This is a genomic window from Streptomyces sp. NPDC029466 (genome assembly GCF_055574515.1).
In genome coordinates, this window is sequence record NZ_JBVHZH010000011.1 from 108946 (window position 1) to 127086 (window position 18141).

The 18141-nt window shown below is 73.4% G+C and carries 14 protein-coding genes; 3 read left to right on the forward strand and 11 right to left on the reverse strand.

The window, feature by feature from the left end; genetic code table 11:
- Window positions 1-122: 122 nt before the first annotated feature.
- From ACZ4XD_RS12010 to ACZ4XD_RS12025, 4 genes are all read right to left on the reverse strand, one after another.
- Window positions 123-1394, reverse strand: coding sequence for a CynX/NimT family MFS transporter (locus ACZ4XD_RS12010; RefSeq protein ID WP_468040949.1), 1272 nt, complete (start codon window positions 1392-1394; stop codon window positions 123-125).
- A gap of 138 nt (window positions 1395-1532) precedes the next feature.
- Window positions 1533-2243, reverse strand: a complete 711-nt coding sequence (locus ACZ4XD_RS12015) for a FadR/GntR family transcriptional regulator (RefSeq protein ID WP_468040952.1) — start codon at window positions 2241-2243, stop codon at window positions 1533-1535.
- Between the two features lie 248 nt (window positions 2244-2491).
- Window positions 2492-3895 (reverse strand): diaminopimelate decarboxylase, encoded by a 1404-nt coding sequence (gene lysA / locus ACZ4XD_RS12020; RefSeq protein WP_468040956.1) that lies wholly within the window; start codon window positions 3893-3895, stop codon window positions 2492-2494.
- Window positions 3896-3911: 16 nt separating this feature from the next.
- Entirely contained in the window at window positions 3912-4226 is a 315-nt protein-coding gene (locus ACZ4XD_RS12025; RefSeq protein ID WP_468040959.1) for an SAV_915 family protein, read from the reverse strand.
- A gap of 333 nt (window positions 4227-4559) precedes the next feature.
- Between ACZ4XD_RS12025 and ACZ4XD_RS12030 the strand changes: the two genes are divergently transcribed.
- Window positions 4560-5480, forward strand: a complete 921-nt coding sequence (locus tag ACZ4XD_RS12030; protein ID WP_468040962.1) for a MerR family transcriptional regulator — start codon at window positions 4560-4562, stop codon at window positions 5478-5480.
- 41 nt (window positions 5481-5521) lie between these two features.
- On the opposite strand, the gene ACZ4XD_RS12035 is transcribed toward ACZ4XD_RS12030, so the two are convergent.
- Both ACZ4XD_RS12035 and ACZ4XD_RS12040 read right to left on the reverse strand, forming a co-directional pair.
- Window positions 5522-6460 (reverse strand): LysR family transcriptional regulator, encoded by a 939-nt coding sequence (locus ACZ4XD_RS12035; protein ID WP_468040965.1) that lies wholly within the window; start codon window positions 6458-6460, stop codon window positions 5522-5524.
- Window positions 6461-6626: 166 nt separating this feature from the next.
- Complete coding sequence (locus ACZ4XD_RS12040) at window positions 6627-8228, reverse strand: MFS transporter (protein ID WP_468040969.1); 1602 nt, start codon at window positions 8226-8228, stop codon at window positions 6627-6629.
- A gap of 182 nt (window positions 8229-8410) precedes the next feature.
- Here ACZ4XD_RS12040 and ACZ4XD_RS12045 point away from each other — a divergent pair, with 182 nt between their 5' ends.
- Together ACZ4XD_RS12045 and ACZ4XD_RS12050 are read left to right on the forward strand one after the other, a co-directional pair.
- A complete protein-coding gene (locus ACZ4XD_RS12045) occupies window positions 8411-9463 on the forward strand; it encodes an Lrp/AsnC family transcriptional regulator (protein WP_468040971.1) in 1053 nt (350 codons plus the stop codon).
- Between the two features lie 53 nt (window positions 9464-9516).
- Window positions 9517-10203 (forward strand): rhomboid-like protein, encoded by a 687-nt coding sequence (locus tag ACZ4XD_RS12050; protein WP_468041085.1) that lies wholly within the window; start codon window positions 9517-9519, stop codon window positions 10201-10203.
- Here ACZ4XD_RS12050 and ACZ4XD_RS12055 read toward each other — a convergent pair.
- The 5 genes from ACZ4XD_RS12055 to ACZ4XD_RS12075 all read right to left on the reverse strand — a co-directional run bounded on the left by ACZ4XD_RS12055 (window position 10191) and on the right by ACZ4XD_RS12075 (window position 18049).
- Window positions 10191-11021, reverse strand: a complete 831-nt coding sequence (locus ACZ4XD_RS12055) for an HAD family hydrolase (RefSeq protein ID WP_468040975.1) — start codon at window positions 11019-11021, stop codon at window positions 10191-10193. The two genes, ACZ4XD_RS12050 and ACZ4XD_RS12055, sit on opposite strands and share 13 nt — an antisense overlap.
- Entirely contained in the window at window positions 11018-12307 is a 1290-nt protein-coding gene (gene serS, locus ACZ4XD_RS12060) for a serine--tRNA ligase (protein WP_468040979.1), read from the reverse strand. The genes ACZ4XD_RS12055 and serS overlap by 4 nt, the downstream gene beginning before the upstream one ends.
- A gap of 695 nt (window positions 12308-13002) precedes the next feature.
- On the reverse strand, window positions 13003-13929 hold the full coding sequence (gene pheA, locus ACZ4XD_RS12065; RefSeq protein ID WP_042150838.1) for a prephenate dehydratase: 927 nt from the start codon (window positions 13927-13929) through the stop codon (window positions 13003-13005).
- Between the two features lie 236 nt (window positions 13930-14165).
- Entirely contained in the window at window positions 14166-15677 is a 1512-nt protein-coding gene (gene efeB / locus ACZ4XD_RS12070; protein ID WP_468040986.1) for an iron uptake transporter deferrochelatase/peroxidase subunit, read from the reverse strand.
- Window positions 15674-18049 carry a copper resistance CopC/CopD family protein gene (locus ACZ4XD_RS12075; protein ID WP_468040990.1) on the reverse strand — a complete coding sequence of 792 codons (2376 nt, stop codon included), beginning with the start codon at window positions 18047-18049 and terminating at the stop codon, window positions 15674-15676. The genes efeB and ACZ4XD_RS12075 overlap by 4 nt, the downstream gene beginning before the upstream one ends.
- Between the last annotated feature and the right edge of the window lie 92 nt (window positions 18050-18141).

Below are 18141 nucleotides of genomic sequence, written 5' to 3' on the forward strand. Positions count from 1 at the left end.
ATCGTTGCTCACCGCGAAGATCCTTCACGACCTCGCCATGCCCCCGCCACCTGCGACGTTGCCGTGCCACCCGCCGGAGGTCCACGCCCGGCGGCCGCCTGGCCGCACGCTCACCCGGCCCCTCAGCCGATCCGGCGATCCCGTCCCGCGCCCATGCCCAGCAGGGCCAGTCCGGCGCAGACGGTCAGGAGCAGGACGAGGGGGACGGCCCAGCCGTCGGTGGCCTGGTGGACGGCGCCGAGGGCCAGCGGGCCGGCGGCGGCCAGGAGGTAGCCGCCGGTCTGGGCCATGCCGGAGAGGCGGGCGGCGGTGTGGGCGTCGCCCGAGCGCAGGACCATCATCGTCAGGGCCAGGCCCAGCGCGCCGCCCTGCCCGATGCCGAGGAGGGCGGCCCACAGCCAGGCCCCGGCCACCGGTGCCACCAGCAGACCCGTGACGCCGCAGGCCATCAGCGCGGACACCGCCACCCCCAGCAGCCGCTGCTGCCGCATCCGCCCCGCCAGCATCGGCACCACGAACGAACCGGCCATCTGCACCAGCGTGCTGAAGGCGAAGACCAGGCCCGCCTCGCCCTTGCCCATGCCGTGATCGGTGAAGATCGTCGGCATCCAGGCGATGCTCACGTAGGCGATCAGCGACTGCGAGCCCATGAACAGCGTGACCTGCCAGGCCAGCGGGGAGCGGCTCAGCCGCGGCCCGTCACCGGCGAGGTGCGCGGGGGCGGTCGCGGCCGCGCCATGGCGGGTCCCGCGCCGGGTCATCAGCGTCTGCGGGATCCAGACGACCGCGGCGACGGCGGCCAGCAGCGCCCAGGAGACCAGTGCGCCCTGCCAGCTGCCGAGTGCGTTCTCCATCGGCACCGCGGAGGCGGCGGAGACCGTCGCCCCCAGGATCATCGCGGTCGAGTACAGCGCCGTCATACCCGCGGCCCGCTCCGGGAAGTCCCGCTTGATCAGGCCCGGCATCAGCACATTCAGCAGGGCTATGGAGCCGCCGACCACCGCACCCCCGGCGAACAGCGCGAGCACCGGCGGAGCGATCCGCAGCACGATGCCGCCGCACAGCGCCACCAGCGCCCCGCAGAGCGCCGTCTCGGTCCCCCAGCGCCGCGCCAGTTTCGGCGCGATGATCGAGCCGAGGCCCATGAAGATCAGCGGGATGGTCGTCACCAGGCTGCTGGCGGTCGCGGTCAGACGGTAGTGCGCGCCGATCTCGCCGAGCAGCGGTGAGACCCCGGCCAGCGCCGTACGCATATTGAGCGCGGCAAGCACGATCCCGGCCATGACCAGCACCGGGTGGGCCCGCAACCGGCGGCGGGCGGTGGCGACCGGCGGTGCCGGGACCAGATCCTCCTCGGCGTCGATCAAGGGTGCTTCGGACCGGGGCCCTGCCATACGCGCATACCTCGTCAGGTGTCGGGATCGGGATGGTGGATCGGGAAGTTGGAAGAAGAAAGAAGGAAGAAGAAGGGTGGTGTGGGGGAGGGAGGAGGGGCCGGGGCCGGGGCTGAGGGAGGGGCGAAGGGGGCGGCTTCAGTGGTCGGCCAGCAGGGCTTCCACGGCCCGCTTTGGCTTGTCCAGCAGGGCGCGGGTCGCGCGCTCCGCCGCTTCCGGGTCGCCGGCCGCGATGGCGTCCAGGACCGCGCGGTGATCGCCGTGCACGACCCTCGGCATCGCCTGGTCGTCGAGCGCGCTGACCAGGGCCTCCCGTACCGAGCTGCTGAACCAGCCGTAGGTCGCCGTCAGCGCGGTGTTGTGCGCGGCTTCGACGACGGCCTTGTGGAAGGCGACGTCATGATCGGCGTAGAGCTCCAGACTTCCCGAGTCGGGCTCTCCGTCCGCGTCCGCCAGCTCGGCCACGGCGTCCAGGGCGGCTCGCATCCGGTCCAGATCGTGGGGCCGGTGACGCAGCGCGGCCAGCCGGGCGGCCTCCGCCTCCAGCGCGATCCGCAGCTCCAGTACGTCGCGGATACCGGCCCGCTGGATGCCGCGCATGATGTCGCCGGGGTCCGTGGTGGAGACGACGAAGGTGCCCTCCCCCTGGCGTGCACGCAGCATCCCGGCGTGGACGAGGACCCGTACCGCCTCGCGAACGGTGTTCCGGCCGACCTGGAGCTGCTCGGCGAGCGCATGCTCGGTGGGGATCCGGGATCCGACCTGCCACTCCCCGGCCGTCAGCTGGGACCGCAGGGCGTCGACGACGGTGTCCACCAGGGACTGCCGTCCCGCTGCCTGAAGTGCCACGTCGATCCCGTCCGCGCCGATGAACCAGTAGGTGCCGTGGGGCCAGTAGGGGCCGTAGGACCCGTAGGACCCCGCCGGACCCGTAGGGACCCTGACTCCTGACTGTCGGTTCGGCCCCGCCCCGGCCAGTTGCCCAGTCATCCTACAACTTGGATTCATCGTACACGGATACGGGCGGGGGCACGGACAGGGGGCGGGGGCGCCTCGTGGCTCACCCCCGCCCCTGGCCCCGCCCCCTCACCCCACCCTCACACCCCGATATCCCGCTCCTGGATGTCCGCGAGGGATTCGCGCCGTACGAGAAGGCGGGCATGTCCTCCCGTGACGGCGATGACCGGTGGGCGGCCGACGAGGTTGTAGCCGGAGGCCATGGAGAGGTGGTACGCGCCGGCGACGGGGACGGCCAGGAGGTCGCCGGGGCGGATGTCGCCGGGGAGCTGGGCGTCGGGGGCGAGGACATCGCCGGCCTCGCAGTGCCGCCCCACGACGGTGACGGGTTCCGGCGCGGCCGCCGAGGCGCGCCCGACCAGCCGTGGCGCGTAGCGCACCCCGTACAGCGCGGGCCGCGGGTTGTCGCTCATCCCGCCGTCCACCGCCACGAAGGTGTGGGCGCCGGTCCGTTTGACGGACAGCACCCGGTAGAGGACGACCCCGGCCGGGCCCGCGATGGCGCGGCCCGGTTCGACGGCGAGCCGGGGCACCGGCAGGCCGGCCGCCGCGCAGCCGCGGGCCAGTTCGGCGCGGATCCTGGTGCCGAGGGCGCCGGGGTCGAGCGCGGGCTCGCCGGGGCGGTAGGCGACGCCGTGGCCGCCGCCGAGGTCCAGTTCGGGCAGTGTGCTGCCGTGGTGCTCCCGGATGCGGGCCAGCAGGCCGATCAGCCGTCGTACCGCCGACAGATAGGGCTTGACGGTGGTGATCTGCGAGCCCAAGTGGCAGTGCAGGCCCGTCAGTTCGAGGCGTGGCTGGCTGAGTACCCGGGCGATGGCGTGCTGCGCGGAGCCGTCGGCGATCGACAGGCCGAACTTCTGGTCGTCGGTCCCGGTACGGATCTTGGCGTGGCCGCCGGCGGCGATCCCCGGCACGACCCGGATCAGCACCTTCTGGCGGCTGCCCGCCGGGACCGCGGCGGCCAGCCGGGCGATCTCCGAGGTGCTGTCGATGACGATCCGGCCGACGCCCAGCCGCAGGGCGGCCCGCAGGTCGGCCGGGCTCTTGGCGTTGCCGTGCAGCACGATCCGCTCGGGCGGAAAGCCGGTGGTGACGGCCAGTTCCAGCTCGCCGGCGGAGCAGACGTCCAGTCCCAGGCCCTCCTCCTGCACCCAGTGCACCATCGCGCGGCACAGGAAGGCCTTGGCCGCGTAGTAGACCTCGGCGTCAGGGAAAGCCCGTAGGTAGGCGCGGCAGCGGTGGCGCACTTCGTCCTCGTCCAGGACGTAGGCGGGGGTGCCGAAGCGGTCGGCCAGCTCGGTGAGCGGGACACCGCCGACGGCGAGGTCGTCCTGGCCGACCGGTGCCGTGGACGCGGGCCAGATGGACCGCGGCTCGCTGCCGGACGGCGGCCGCGCCGTGGTGGGGGGCGGGGGCGCCACGGCGGTGGCCGGTGGCGGGGGCCCGGCCTCGTGGCCGGCCGGCGGCAGAGTGCTGTGACTCATCGCGGTCACCCCTCCCTCAGGCGGCCCGTAGGTGACGGCCACGGGGTACGTCGGGGACGTATCGGGGATCGACGGTCAGGGCCGTCGCCCCGACGGGTTCGGCCAGCGCCCGCAGCGCGGGCTCGGCGAGCCTGACCCAGGGCTGGCCGCCGCCGAGGGCCGCGGCCAGCCGCTGGGGGGAGGTGAAGGCGACGGCGGTACGGCCGCCGAGCGGGGTGCGGAACAGGCGGGCGGTGCAGCCCGCGGGGCCCGACCGGACGGGGACGAACAGCGGCCCGGCCGGCCCACGATCGGCAGGCTCGGGATCTTCCGCGTACAGATGGTGGGACACGGCGTTGCTCCTCGGACGGAACTCGGCCCCGGACCGGTGGGAAACGCGTACGCCGGGGCTCGGCTCTGACGCTATGCCCGGTGACCCGGACACTCCGCCGGTCGCTGACGCGTCATTGACGGGTTGCGGCCCCTACTTGACGCGATGCTGCCGCCCGGTGGCCGATTGTGCGGCGGCGGTGACTCCGGGCGTCCGGTAACCGGTATCCGGCTCCGGCTTTCGGTATCCGGCTAGCGGCCTCAGGCATCCGGCCCCCTCCGCCACCCGGTCCCTCACCCGTGGACCACCGCGCTTGACCTTGACACTGTGGAAAGCACTCCACTGGAAGGCGTCATGTTCACCATCGGAGACTTCGCCCGGTACGGCCGTGTATCGGCCCGCATGCTGCGCCACTACGACGCGATCGGGCTGCTGCGCCCGGCCCGTACCGACCCCGTCAGCGGCTACCGCTTCTACGAGGCGGCCCAGCTCGCCCGGCTCAACCGCATCATCGCGCTCAAGGACCTCGGATTCAGCCTCCAGCAGGTGGGGGCGATCCTGGCCGAGGAGGTGAGCGTGCCGGAGCTGCGCGGCATGCTGCGGCTGCGGCAGGCGGAGCTGGAGGCGGCGCGGACGGCGGCGGACGCGCGGCTGGCGCAGGTCGAGGCGAGGCTCCGGACGATCGAGAGTGAGGGACGCATGTCTGCCGACGATGTGGTGGTCAAGCGCACCGGAACGGTTCTGCTCGCCGAGCTGAGCGGGACCGCCGCCAGTTACGGGCCGGAGGACATCGGCCCGGTGATCACGCCGCTCTACGCCGAGCTGTGCCGGCTGCTGGAGACGGCGGGGGTGACGCCGGCGGGGCCGGGGCTGGCGTACTACGAGGACGTACCGGAGCCGGGCGGGGGGAGCGGGCGGCCGGCCGAGGGGAGCGACGGAAAGGACGCCGTCGTCGTGCACGCGGGGATGGTGATCACCGAGGAGGCGCTGGCGAAGGCGGGTGCGACGGTCGGCGATACCTCCGGCCGCCCCGGGACCCCCGCCGCCACCGGCCTCGGCTTCGACGTCGTCACCCTCCCCGGCCTGGACGGCGCCGCCACGGTGGTGCACCGCGGCCCGATGAGCCGGATTCTGCCGACCGCCCAGAATCTTGCGCACTGGATCGACGCCAACGGCTATCGCTCCGCCGGGTACGCCCGCGAGCTGTATCTGGAGTGCCCGCCGGACCAGGAGAAGTGGGTCACGGAGATCCAGGAGCCGGTGGTCAGGGCCTGAGGCGGCGGTCCCCGGCCGGAATCCGGACCGGGGCCAGGCCCTCAGCCCGTCACCTGCCCGCCCACCACCTGCCCACCCGCCGACGCCCCGCCCAGCCCCGCGGTGACCGTCTCCGCGAAGGCCACCGCCGCCGGGCTCAGCGCTGCCCACCGGCGGACCGCCCAGCCGGTGGCCAGCGGGGGCAGGCCGGCGATCGGGATCAGCCGCAGGGCCGGCCGGGCGGTGGCCTGGAGGCCGGGCAGCCGGGGAACGACCGCGTGGCCGACACCGAGTTCGGCCAGCAGCAGGGCGGTGTCCCAGTCGGCGACGCTGGTGGTGCTCGGCGGCGGCACGGGGCCGGTGTCCTGGTGACCGAGGTGGCCGTCGAGGCGCATCCGGGAGGTGGAGTTCTCCGGCAGCCTTATGTGCCGGATGCCGGCCAGCTCACCGGGCTCGATGCACTTCCGGTCGGCGAGCGGGTCGTCGGCGGGTACGGCGAGCACCCACGGCAGGCGGACCACCGGGTGCTGCTCGATACCGCGTACGGGTGGGCCGATGGTGATCCAGGCCAGTTCGGAGCTGCCGTCCGCGACCGCCTCGAAGCAGCGGCGGCTGGAACTCTCGGTCCGGAACTCCAGGTTGACGTGCGGATGGTGGGCGCGGAAGGTGACCACCGCGTCGGCCATGAAGTGCCGCACGGTGGTGGCGCCGGTGGTCACCCGGACCGTGCCGCCGTCGCCCGCGCGCAGATCGGCCAGCCGGCGCAGCGCCAGATCCAGCCCGCTGAGGCCGTCCGCGGCCGCGCGGTGCAGGATCCGGCCCGCCTGGGTCGGTGCCACACCGCGTGGCCGGCGTTCCAACAGGCCGATGCCCGCCGCCCGTTCGACGCGCTTGATGCGCTGGCTGACCGCCGATTGCGTACAGCCGAGATCACGGGCGACGGCGCTGAGATTGCCCGCCTCGCACACGGCCACGAAAGCGCGCAGGTCATCAAGGGTCACCGGCACACGGTAGCGCCAACCCAAGCCATTACTAAGGGATGTGAAAGGAGATCAGAGGATTGACTTGGGTGTGAGGGCGCGGCGAAGATCGTCACAGGGCCCAGGGCGGCAACCCGGAACCGCGTACGGCCGTACGGTTCCGGGTGCCGACCCGTATACCCGGCGGCTACTCCGCCCGGCCCCGAACCGTCCCTGACGCGGCCCCGAGCTGTCCCCCGAGACGGCCCTGATCCGCCCTGAGACGGCCCCGATCCGCCCAGGCCCGGCCCCGATCCGCCCCGGGACGGCCCCGCCGCCCGCCCGTCCCCGGCCGGTGATTCCGTACGACGGCCAGCACCAGCACCCCGCCCGCCGCCGCCACCGCCCCCGAGAGCAGCAGGATGTCGGTCAGCCCGGCGACATGGGCGGCTGCCACGGCCGCCCGGGAGGCCCCGGGCCGGACGCCGTGCAGCGCGTCGGCGAAGACGGTGCCGAGGGCCGCGATGCCCAGGGCGTAACCCAGCTGCTGGAAGGTGTTCACGGCGCCGCTCGCCATCCCCGCCCGCTGCGGGGGCGCCGCGCCGAGCGCCGCCGAGACCAGGACCGGCATCGCCGCCCCGATGCCCAGTCCGCTCACCGCGAGGCCGGGGACGAGTGCCGCCCAGCCGGCCCCGTCGTCCAGCAGCGCGTACTCCAGCAGTACCCCGGCGCCCACCAGCAACATGCCGATACCGACCGGGAGTTGGGGCGCCATCCGCTGGAGCAGCCGGCCGCCCAGCGCACCGACCAGCAGGGACATCAGCGCCATCGGCGTCCCCGCCAGGCCCGCCTGCACGGGGCTCAGGCCGAGGATGTTCTGCACCCACAGCCCCACGAAGGTGAGATACGGGAAGGCCGCGGCCTGGAGCAGCAGCGCCGCCGCCATCAGCGCCGCGAACGACGGGCGGCGCAGCAGCCCCAGGTCCAGCAGCGGCCGGTGCACCCGCCGTTCGACGACGAGGAACACCAGCAGTGCGAGCGCCGCGCCGCCGAGCGCGGTGAGCGTCCCGGACTCCGTCCAGCCCTGGTTGCCGCCGCGCATCAGCCCGTACGTCAGCGCGCCCGCGCAGGCCGTGAAGGACGCGGCGCCGGGCCAGTCGATCCGGGCGGTGGGGTCGCCGTGCGACTCGGGCACCCGGCGCACCGTGAGCCACACCGCGACCGCGGTCAGCGGCAGATTGACCAGGAAGATGGCCCGCCAGTCCACATACTCGGTGAGCAGGCCGCCCAGTACGGGGCCGATCGCGGCCGCGGCGCCGCTGGTGCCGCCCCAGATGCCGAAGGCCACGCCCCGGTCCCGGCCCTGATAAGCGGCCATCAGCAGGGGGGTGTTGGTGGCGAACATCGCCGCCGCGCCCACCCCCTGCACCGCACGGGCGGCGATCAGTACGCCCGCGTCCGGGGCCAGCCCGCAGACCAGCGAGGCGAGCGCGAACAGCGTCAGCCCGGCGATGTACAGCCGGCGCCGCCCGTAGAGGTCCGCGGCCGAACCCGCCACCATCAGCAGCGCGGCCAGCGCCAGCGCGTAGATGTCCATCACCCACTGGAGCGAGGTGAAGGTGGCGCCCAGGCCGTCGGCTATCCGGGGCAGCGCGGTGTTCACGATCGTCACATCGATCAGCAGCAGGACATTGCCCAGGGCGACGGCGGCCAGCGGCCACCACTTCCCGGCCGGTCCCCTGCTCGGTTCCCCGCCCGCGTCCGGCGCCCGGCCGCCCGCCGCGGTCCCCCGCTCGGGTGCGCTCCGCATGCTCTTTCCTCCGTTCGTAGCGGCCGGTACCGGCGGCCCGGCGCCGCCCGAAGGTCCGGCCCGGCCCGCCGGTTCGCCGGCCGGTGTCCCGTATTGCCGACGCCACGGTGCGGCCGGCCCCGTCCGCGCTCCCAGTCACCGCACGCCCGGCGGCGCAATCCGACACGGGTTAGCCTCGAACGGTGAAATCCGACGGGAAGCGGGAGGCGGCGGACCGGGGGAGCGGCACCGGTGCGGTTCCCGGCGCCCGCACCGGTTTCGACGACCTCGACCACCGGCTGATCCATGCGCTTCAGCTCGACGGCCGGGCGCCGTTCAGCCGGATCGCCGCCGTGCTCGGGGTCTCCGACCAGACCGTCGCCCGGCGCTACACCCGGCACCGCACCCACGGCACGCTCAGGGTGCTGGGGCTGCCCGGCGCGCGGGCGCTGGGCGAGGTGCAGTGGCTGGTGCGGGTCCAGTGCGCGCCGGACGCCGCGGTCGCCGTCGCCGAGGCGCTGGCCCGCCGCCCGGACACCTCCTGGGTCAGCCTGATGTCCGGCGGCACCGAGATCACCGCGATGTGCCGGGCGGCGAACCATGACCACAGCGAGGCGCTGCTGCTCCAGAAGCTGCCCCGCACCCCGAGCGTCATCGGGGTGACCGCACACTGTCAGCTGCACCAGTTCTTCGGCGGCCCCCAGGGCCTGATCAACAAGTCCGGCGCGCTGACCGGTGAGCAGACCGCCCGGCTGAGCCCCCCGCCGCCGGACCCGGCCGCCGCCCCCGTCACGCTCACCGACGCCGACCGCCGGCTCTTCGACGCCCTCGCCCGGGACGGCCGCACCCCCCTGGCCGAACTCGCCACCGCCACCGGCTGGTCGCCCACCACGGTCCGCCGCCGCTGCACGGACCTGCGGGCCACCGGCGCCCTGTATTACGACGTCGACTACGACCTGCGGCAGTTCGGGTACGGCGTGATGGTGGCCCTCTGGCTGTCCGTCGAGCCCGCCCGGCTCGCCGCCGCCGGCGAGGCGATGGCGGCCCACCCGGAAGTCGGCTACGCCTGCGCCACCACCGGCCCGCACAACCTCTTCGCCTCGGTGCTCTGCCGCGACGTCGGCGCCGTCTACCGCTATCTGACGACCCGGGTGGCGGCGCTGCCCGGCGTACGGGCGATGGAGAGCGCGCCCCGCATCCGGCACCTCAAGGGGCCCGGGCCGCTGTTCTCCGCCGTCCCGGGGCGCCGCCGGTGAGGCCGCCGGCCGAGCCGCCGCGGGGCGGCCGTCGCCCGCCCACCGTCAACCCCCTGACCTGGGCGAAGGACTGGGTACGCAGCAGCCCCGGCACCCATATCTGGCTGCTGGTCATCGGCATCACCAGCCTGGTCATCGCCGCCGCCTCCGAGGGGCTGGGGCAGTTCCTGGTCCACCGCACCAGCAGCAATATCCACGAGCTGAACGAGCATCCGCTGCCGTCGCTGCTCATCAGCGGCTTCTGGATCGAGCGTCCCGAGTCGTTCCTGCTCTACGCGGTGATGTTCGAGCTGCTGCACGCCAATGTGGAGCGCTGGACGGGGACCGCGCGCTGGCTGCTGACCGTCGGCGGCGCGCATATCGCCGCCACCCTCGCCAGCCAGGAGCTGGTCCTGCTGGCCATCGAGGGCCACCGGCTGCCGCGTTCGATGACCCATGTCGTGGACATCGGGGTCTCGTACGGGCTGGCGGCGGCCGCCGGGGTGCTGACGTACCGGCTGCGGCCGCCCTGGCGTTACGGCTACCTCGCCGGGGTGCTGGTCTTCTTCGGCGTTCCGCTGCTGACCGGCGCGACCTTCACCGACTTCGGCCATGCCATCGCGCTGGTCATGGGCTTCGCGGCCTGGCCCTTGACCCCGGCGGCTGCCGGGGAGCCGTCGCCGGAGGACGGGACGGGCCCCGCGGACCGGGCCGCCGGGCCGCCGCCGGAGCAGCGGCCGGAAAGCCCTCAGGAGAGGTAGAGCCGCTCCAGCACCACCGCGACGCCGTCGTCCTCGTGGGAGGCGGTGAACTCGTCCGCGACGGCCTTCAGTTCGTCATGGGCGTTGGCCATCGCCACCCCGTGCGCGGCCCAGCCGAACATCGGGATGTCGTTGGGCATATCACCGAAGGCGATGGTGTCCTTGGCGGTGAGGCCCAGCCGGCGGGCGGCCAGCGACAGTCCGGTGGCCTTCGACAGGCCCAGCGGCAGCAGTTCGACGATGCCCTCGCCGGCCACCGTCACCCCGACCAGATCCCCGGCGACCTGACGCGCGGCCAGGGCCAGCGCATCGTCGTCCAGGGTCGGGTGCTGGATGTAGACCTTGTTGATCGGGGCCGCCCACAGGTCGCCGGGGTCGTCCATGAGGACGTTGGGCAGCGGGCCTTCCTGGACGCGGTAGCCGGGGCCGACCAGCACCTCGCCCGCCAGGCCGTCCCGGCTCGCCGCCAGATACAGCGGGCCGACCTCGGCCTCGATCTTGGCCAGCGCGAGACCGGCGAGCTGGCGGTCGAGCGTCACCGACGTCAGCAGCCGGTGTTCCCCGGCGTGGTAGACCTGACCGCCCTGTCCGCACACCGCGAGGCCCCGGTAGTCCAGGGCGTCGAGGATGTGCCGGGTCCAGGGGACGGCCCGGCCGGTGACGACGATGTGGGCCGCGCCCGCCGCGGTGGCCGCGGCGAGCGCCCGGCGGGTGCGCTCGGAGACGGTCTCGTCGGCGCGCAGCAGCGTCCCGTCGAGGTCGGTCGCGATGAGCTTGTACGGCAGCGGGGTGCCCGCGGCCGGAGCGGGTGCGCTCACTTGGCGACGGGCTCCAGGATCTCCCGGCCGCCCAGGTAGGGGCGGAGCACCTCGGGGACGCGCACGGAGCCGTCCGCCTGCTGGTGGTTCTCGAAGAGCGCCACGATGGTGCGCGGGATGGCGCAGAGCGTGCCGTTCAGCGTCGCCAGCGGCGAGACCTTCTGCTTGCCGTCGACGTTCTCCCGCATCCGGACCGAGAGGCGGCGCGCCTGGAACTCGTCGCAGTTCGACGCCGAGGTCAGCTCGCGGTACTTGCCCTGGGTGGGGATCCACGCCTCGCAGTCGAACTTGCGGGAGGCGGAGGCGCCGAGGTCACCGGTGGCGACATCGATGACCTGGAACGGCAGCTCCAGACCGGTCAGCCACTGCTTCTCCCAGTCCAGCAGCCGCTGGTGCTCGGCCTGGGCGTCCTCCGGCGCGACGTAGGAGAACATCTCGACCTTGTCGAACTGGTGGACCCGGAAGATGCCGCGGGTGTCCTTGCCGTAGGTGCCGGCCTCGCGGCGGAAGCACGGCGAGAAACCGGCGTAGCGCAGCGGCAGCTTGGCGGCGTCCACGATCTCGTCCATGTGGTACGCGGCGAGCGGTACCTCGGAGGTGCCGACCAGGTAGTAGTCGTCCTTCTCCAGGTGGTAGACGTTCTCCGCGGCCTGGCCGAGGAAGCCGGTGCCCTCCATGGCGCGCGGGCGCACCAGGGCGGGGGTCAGCATCGGCGTGAAACCGGCCGCGGTGGCCTGCGCGATGGCGGCGTTGACCAGCGCGAGCTCCAGCAGCGCGCCGACGCCCGTGAGGTAGTAGAAGCGGGAGCCGGACACCTTGGCGCCGCGCTCGACGTCGATGGCGCCGAGCAGCTCGCCGATCTCCAGGTGGTCCTTGGGCTCGAAGCCCTCGGCGGTGAAGTCACGGATCGTGCCGTGCGTCTCCAGGACGCGGAAGTCCTCCTCGCCGCCGACGGGGACGTCGGGGTGGACGAGGTTGCCGAGCTTCCGCAGCAGCGCCTGCGTCTCTTCCTTGGCCTCGTCCTGGGCGGCGTCGGCGGCCTTGACGGCGGCGGACAGCTCACCGGCCTTCTTCAGCAGCTCGGCCTTCTCGTCGCCGGCGGCCTTGGGGATGAGCTTGCCGAGCGTCTTCTGCTCGGCACGCAGCTCGTCGAAGCGGACGCTGGACGACCTGCGCCGCTCGTCGGCGGAGAGAAGCGCGTCGACGAGCTCGACGTCCTCTCCACGGGCGCGCTGGGACGCGCGCACACGGTCGGGGTCCTCACGGAGCAGGCGAAGGTCAATCACCCCCCCAGGCTACCGGGGCCACGCCCCGCCACTCGACGCCATATTCCCCGGCATCCCAGTTTGTCCGTTTTGGGGTTGTTTATTCCCTTAGGGGTGGGGCGCGAAAGGCGGTGCGGAATTCCCGTGCATTCCGCGCCGCGGGGGTGGTCGGTACGACCCCTTCGCGAGGTCCGTCGCGACTCCTGCGCGGCGTCCGTGACGGGGTTTTCGCGGCATCCGCGACGATGATCCACTGTGTGGACAGCGGGAGTTGAGCGGCCGCCGAGGCGGGGTGCGAACCCTGGGTTATCCCCCGTGAACCGCCGGTTGTCCACAGGGGTCGGGGCTTTCGGGATTCTTATCCACAGGCTGTGTGTGAGATCTGTGGAAGTCGGAGGTGATCATTCCGCTCCCGAAATGCTCGGCTATGGATTCCCTGTCCAAACACTGTTCACGCACTCTTTCGTGTGGGATTGCCTCGCCCTAAAGGATTGATCAGGTGAATTGTGCTGACGGTGCCCGACGTGGGGTGCTGTGGAACGGTGTGGGGTCAGTAGGGCGATATGTCGACTGTGTCCGACTCTCATGTCGACTTACCCACAGGTCGAGAACCAGGCCTGTGGATAACTTTGTGGATAACCCGGAGGCCGCCCAAAGCCGCAGGTCGTGCTCTTCCGCAGGGCCCGCAGGACCGGCCGTGCAGCCCGATCTGCGGCTCAGCTCCGCCCGTCCATGCAGCGCGCCAGCCAGTCCGACGCGTCGGTGAACGCCGCGTCGGTCATCTCCGGCCGAACGCTCGCCGTCACCTCGTCCGCCCGGGGATACGAGCCGAGGAACCGCACCTCCCGGCAGACCCGCTTGAGGCCCATCAGCACCTCGCTGACCCGCCGGTCGGTGATGTGGCCCTCGCAGTCCACGGAGAAGCAGTAGCGGCCGATGCCCTCACCGGTCGGCCGGGACTCGATGCGCATCATGTTCACCCCGCGCACCGCGTACTCCTGGAGCAGTTCGAGCAGGGCACCGGGGTGGTCGGCGCGCAGCCACAGCACGACCGAGGTCTTGTCCGCGCCGGTCGGCGCGGCGGGCCGGGCCGGGCGGCCCACCAGCACGAAGCGGGTGGCCGCGTTCTGCGCGTCATGGATGTCGGTGACCAGCGGGGTCAGGCCGTACGTCGCCGCCGCGAACTCGCCCGCGAACGCGCCGTCGTAGCGGCCCTCCTGCACCAGCCGTGCGCCATCGGCGTTCGAGGCCGCCGACTCCCATACAGCTTCCGGGAGTTGTGCCGCCAGCCACTTGCGCACCTGCGGCTGGGCGACCGGGTGCCCGGTCACCGTCTTCACGTCACTGAGCGCCGTACCGGGGCGCACGAGCAGGGCGAAGGCGATCGGCAGCAGCACCTCGCGGTAGATCATCAACTGCTCGCCGGAGGCCAGTTCGTCCAGGGTGGTGGTCACCCCGCCCTCGACGGAGTTCTCGATCGGCACCAGTGCCGCGGCGGCCTCACCGGCCCGCACCGCGTCCAGGGCGGCCGGCACCGAGACCATCGGCGTCAGCTCACGCGTCGCCGCCTCGGGCAGGGTGCGCAGCGCGGCCTCCGTGAACGTGCCCTCGGGGCCCAGATAGGTATAGCGGCTGGCCGACATGGATAAGGACTCCCTCGCGTAACTGCGGGGGCACCCCGCCGATCTTCTCCCTGTCCTGCCACGATACCCAGCCGCTCCGGCACCCGGCCGCTACACGGGAATACCGCCACCCCCCACCCCGTTGTGGCCCCCGAGGGGGCGCTCCCCACCCCTACGGCATCCGTTCGACCCCTCCTTAGGGTCCACTGCCCGCCGCCCCCCAGGCCCCAGGGCGTCTCCCCTCCGGGCCCAGGCGTCTACCCCTCCAGCAGCGGCTGCCCGACGTAGCCGCCCGGCTCCGCGGCCGGCGGCACCGCGAACAGTCCGCTCGCCTCGTGCCGCAGGAACGGCGACAGCGCGTCGCCGCGGTCCAGCTTCCGCTGGACCTGGGTGAAGGCGCGCAGCGGATCGGCCTGCCAGCAGACGAAGAGCAGCCCGGCGTCCGGGGCGCCGTCCTCCCGGAACCCGTCGTGGTAGGAGAACGGGCGGCGCAGCATCGCCGCGCCCTGGTTGGACTCCGGCGCCGCGATCCGCGCATGCGCGTTGGCCGCGATGACCGGCAGCCCGTCCGGGCGGGTCGCGTCCAGCCGCATCGGGGTGGTCTCGGAACCACCGGTCAGCGGCGCCCCGTTGTCCTTGCGGCGCCCGATGACCTTCTCCTGATCGTGCCGGGAACGCTTCTCCCAGTCGTCCAGCAGCATCCGGATCCGGCGTACGACGGCGTACGAGCCGCCGCGCATCCACGCCTGGTCGGCGTCCCGCGCCACGAAGATCCGCTCGTCGAAGTCCCGGTCCGACGGCTTGGGGTTGTTGGTGCCGTCGATCTGGCCCATCAGATTGCGGGTGGTCATCGGCTGCGCGGTGGCGCCCGGAGTGCGGTTGAAGCCGTTCATCTGCCAGCGCAGCCGGGCCCGGCCGGCGGCGTCCTTCTGGAGCGCGCGCAGCGCGTGGAAGGCGACCAGCGCGTCATCGGCGCCGATCTGGATCCACAGATCGCCGTTGCTGCGCGCGGGGTCCAGGGCGTCGGCGGAGAAGTCGGGCAGCGGGTCGAGCGCGACGGGGCGCCGCTTCGTCAGGCCCGTACGGCCGAAGAAGCCGTGGCCGAAGCCGAAGGTGACGGTCAGCGAGGACGGGCCGGCGTCGAGGGCGACCCCCGTGTCGGCGTCCGGGGCCCGGCCGGCCATCAGCTCCTCGGCGGTCCGCGACCAGCGGCGCAGCAGCGCGGCGGCGGCCTTGCGGTCGGTGCCCGGTGCCAGGTCGAAGGCGACGAGATGGCCCTTGGCCTGCAACGGGGTGGTGATCCCCGCCTGATGTCCGCCGCCCGCCGCCCGGAACGGGACCCGGGTCGAGCCGACGGTGGTCAGGGCCTGGGGAGCGTCGTCCCCTGCTGCCGCGACCCCGGCGGCGCCCCCGGCCCCGCCGACGACCAGCCCGGCCGCGCCCGCCGCGCCGACGGTGCCGAGCAGCCGGCGGCGGGAGAGCTCCTTGGCGGGGGCCCCGTCCGTCTCCGGTGCCGGGGCGGCGGCCGGGGCGGGGACGCGCTCGGCGCCCGCCTTGGCGGACCCGGCGCCGGAGTCCGTGCCGGGGGTCTTCCGGCCGGTGGGCTGCGGTGCGTCGGCCGGCGGTGCGTCGGCCTGCTGTGCCGCCGCCTGCTTCGCCGATGCCTCCTGCTGTGCCGCTGCCGCCTGCGACGTGGCCTGCTTCGCGGCGGATGGTTTGCGGGGGGACTGCGTGCGCGGGGTCTGCCTACGGGGGGTCTGCTTGCTCATGAGCCGATCTTCACGTTCTTGATCTCGGTCACCTGGTCGATGTCAGAGGTGCGGACGACCAGCGACAGCTGCCACTTCCCGGGGACCGGCAACTGGATCCCGCTCGCGCGCCACTGGCCCTTGCCGGTGTACCGGGTGGTGACCGACAGCGGTCCGAGCTTCTTGGCCTTCTGTGTGAAGGAGACCTTCACCTCGGGGACGTCCCTGACCTTGCCCGAGGGGTCGGTGATCCGCAGCTGAAGCGTATTGGCGCGGCCGCTGCTGCCGGGGGCGAGGCGGACGCGCGCGGTGCCCTTGCCGTCCGGGCCACCGGTGTCGAACGGGATGCTCAGCGCCTGCGGCCGCCCGGCCTCGGCCGACTGCCCGCCCGAGGTGGCCTTGACCGCCGCTTCGGTACGGGCCGGCTCGGTGGCGGTCAGCGCGGTGGTGACCACGAGCACGACGACCGCGACCGCCGCCTCGGCCAGCACGGACCGGCGCAGTCCCAGCCGCTCGGGGTCGGCGTCACGCTGCCGCTTGGTCCGGGCGGTACGTACCGCGGCCTGCTGCCGGGCCAGTTGGGCGGCGCGGGCGGGGTCGGGGACCTCGGCCGATGGGCCGTCGTCGGTAGCGGGAGTGTCGCGGGGGGTGGGTGTGCCGTCGGAGGCGGGGGAGGATCCGCTCTTCGGGGCCGGGCCGTCCTTCGGGACCGGGCCCGGGGTTGCGGCGGTAGCCGCGGTCGCAACGGTGGCAGCGGTGGCCGAGGCACCGACGGTCGCCTTCTCCGCTTCCCGCTCTTCCCGCTCGTCCCCCTCTTCCTGCGCTTCCCCCTCTTCCCGCCCGGAGACCTTCTCGGCGTCCTGCTCTGCTTCCCGCCCGGCGTCCTTCTCGGCTTCCTCCGCCGCCCGCAGTTCCGCCGCCGCTACCTGCCCGGCCGGTACCTCCGCCAGCAGCCTCGTCCACCGTCGCGACAACCAGGCGATCCCGACGAGCACCACGACCAGGGCCACCTTGATCAGCAGCAGCCGCCCGTACGAGGTGTCGGTCAGCGCGCTCCAGGTGCCGACCTGCCGCCAGGACTGGTAGAGGCCGGTGGCCACCAGCACCACTACGGAGCCGAAGGCGAGCCGTGAGAAGCGGCGGACCGCGGCCCGCTCGACGGGCGGGCCCCAATACAGGGACACCACCAGCGCCGCCAGCCCGCCGAGCCAGGCCGCGACCGCCAGCAGATGCAGCACATCGACCGGCATCGCCACGGCGGGCTGGAGCCCGGTCGAGGCGTGTTCGGCCATCGCCCAGGTCGCGGCGAGCCCGGTGGCGACGATCACGCCGCCGAAGCCGAGGCCGAAGGTGAGGTCCTTGCGCCGCCTGGCCTCCTCGGCCGTATCCGCCGTACCGGCCGTGCCCGACGCATCCGCCGCGCCCGACGCATCCGCTGTACCCGACGCATCCGCCGCACCGCGCTCGTCTGCCTCCCCTCGCCGACCGCGCTCCTCCTCCGACTCCTCCGACTCCCCCAGCTCCCCCGACTCCCCCGACTCCCCCGGCTCCTCCAGCTCGTCCGCCCCCGCCGGCTGATGCGCCCGCGCATACGCCCCGAAGAGCACCGCCACGAACAGCGCCGCGGCGGCGAGCAGCAGCAGACGGGAGACCAGCGCCGCGCCCGGCTTGGTGATCAGGACCTGCTGGAGGCCGCCGAGGTCGAAGACATCGGCGAGATCGCCGGAGCCCGTGTACGGGGTGCGCAGCAGCAGCATCACGACGGTGGTGCCGGTCAGCAGTGCCCAGCCATACACCACCAGCCGCTGGACGGACCGCACGAGCGCCGCGGCGGGCCGGCAGGCCACCACGAAGGCGGCGCCGCCGGCCAGCAGCACGAACCCGGCGTAGGCCAGATAGCGGGCGACGCCGTAGAGCGCGCCCACCAGGCCGCCGCCGGCCTCCTGTTGGGCGACCGGGGCGGTGGTCTTGGAGGGCGCGCCGATGGAGAAGGTGAAGGCACCGGACACCGGGTGGCTGTCGGCGGAGACGGCCTGCCAGGCGACGGTGTAGGTACCGTCGCGCAGCCCGGACGGCAGCCCCGCGCCGTATTTGACGACGCGGTTGCTGCTCAGATTCCGCAGCTTCTTGTCGTCCACCCGCTTGCCCTGCGGGTCCAGCACCCGGATCGAGTCGTCGCCCATCGCGACGCCCTCGGAGAAGGTGAGCGTCACCTGCTCGGGGGCGCGATCCGCCACCGAGCCCTGCGCGGGGGTGCTGCCGGTCAGCGCGGCGTGCGCGGAGGCCGGTGCGGCACCGCCGAGCCCGCCGAGCAGCGTGCCGGCCAGCGCGAGCGCGACGACCAGCAGGCGCAGCACGGCGGACCGTCGCGGCCGAAGCCCGGTGGTGACCATAGTGATCGCTCCCCTTACTCCCGTCGTCGCGGCCGGCCGGTGCGGTGCTCCGGCCGCGGCTGGTGTCTTCGGACCTGTGTGTTCTCCGGCTA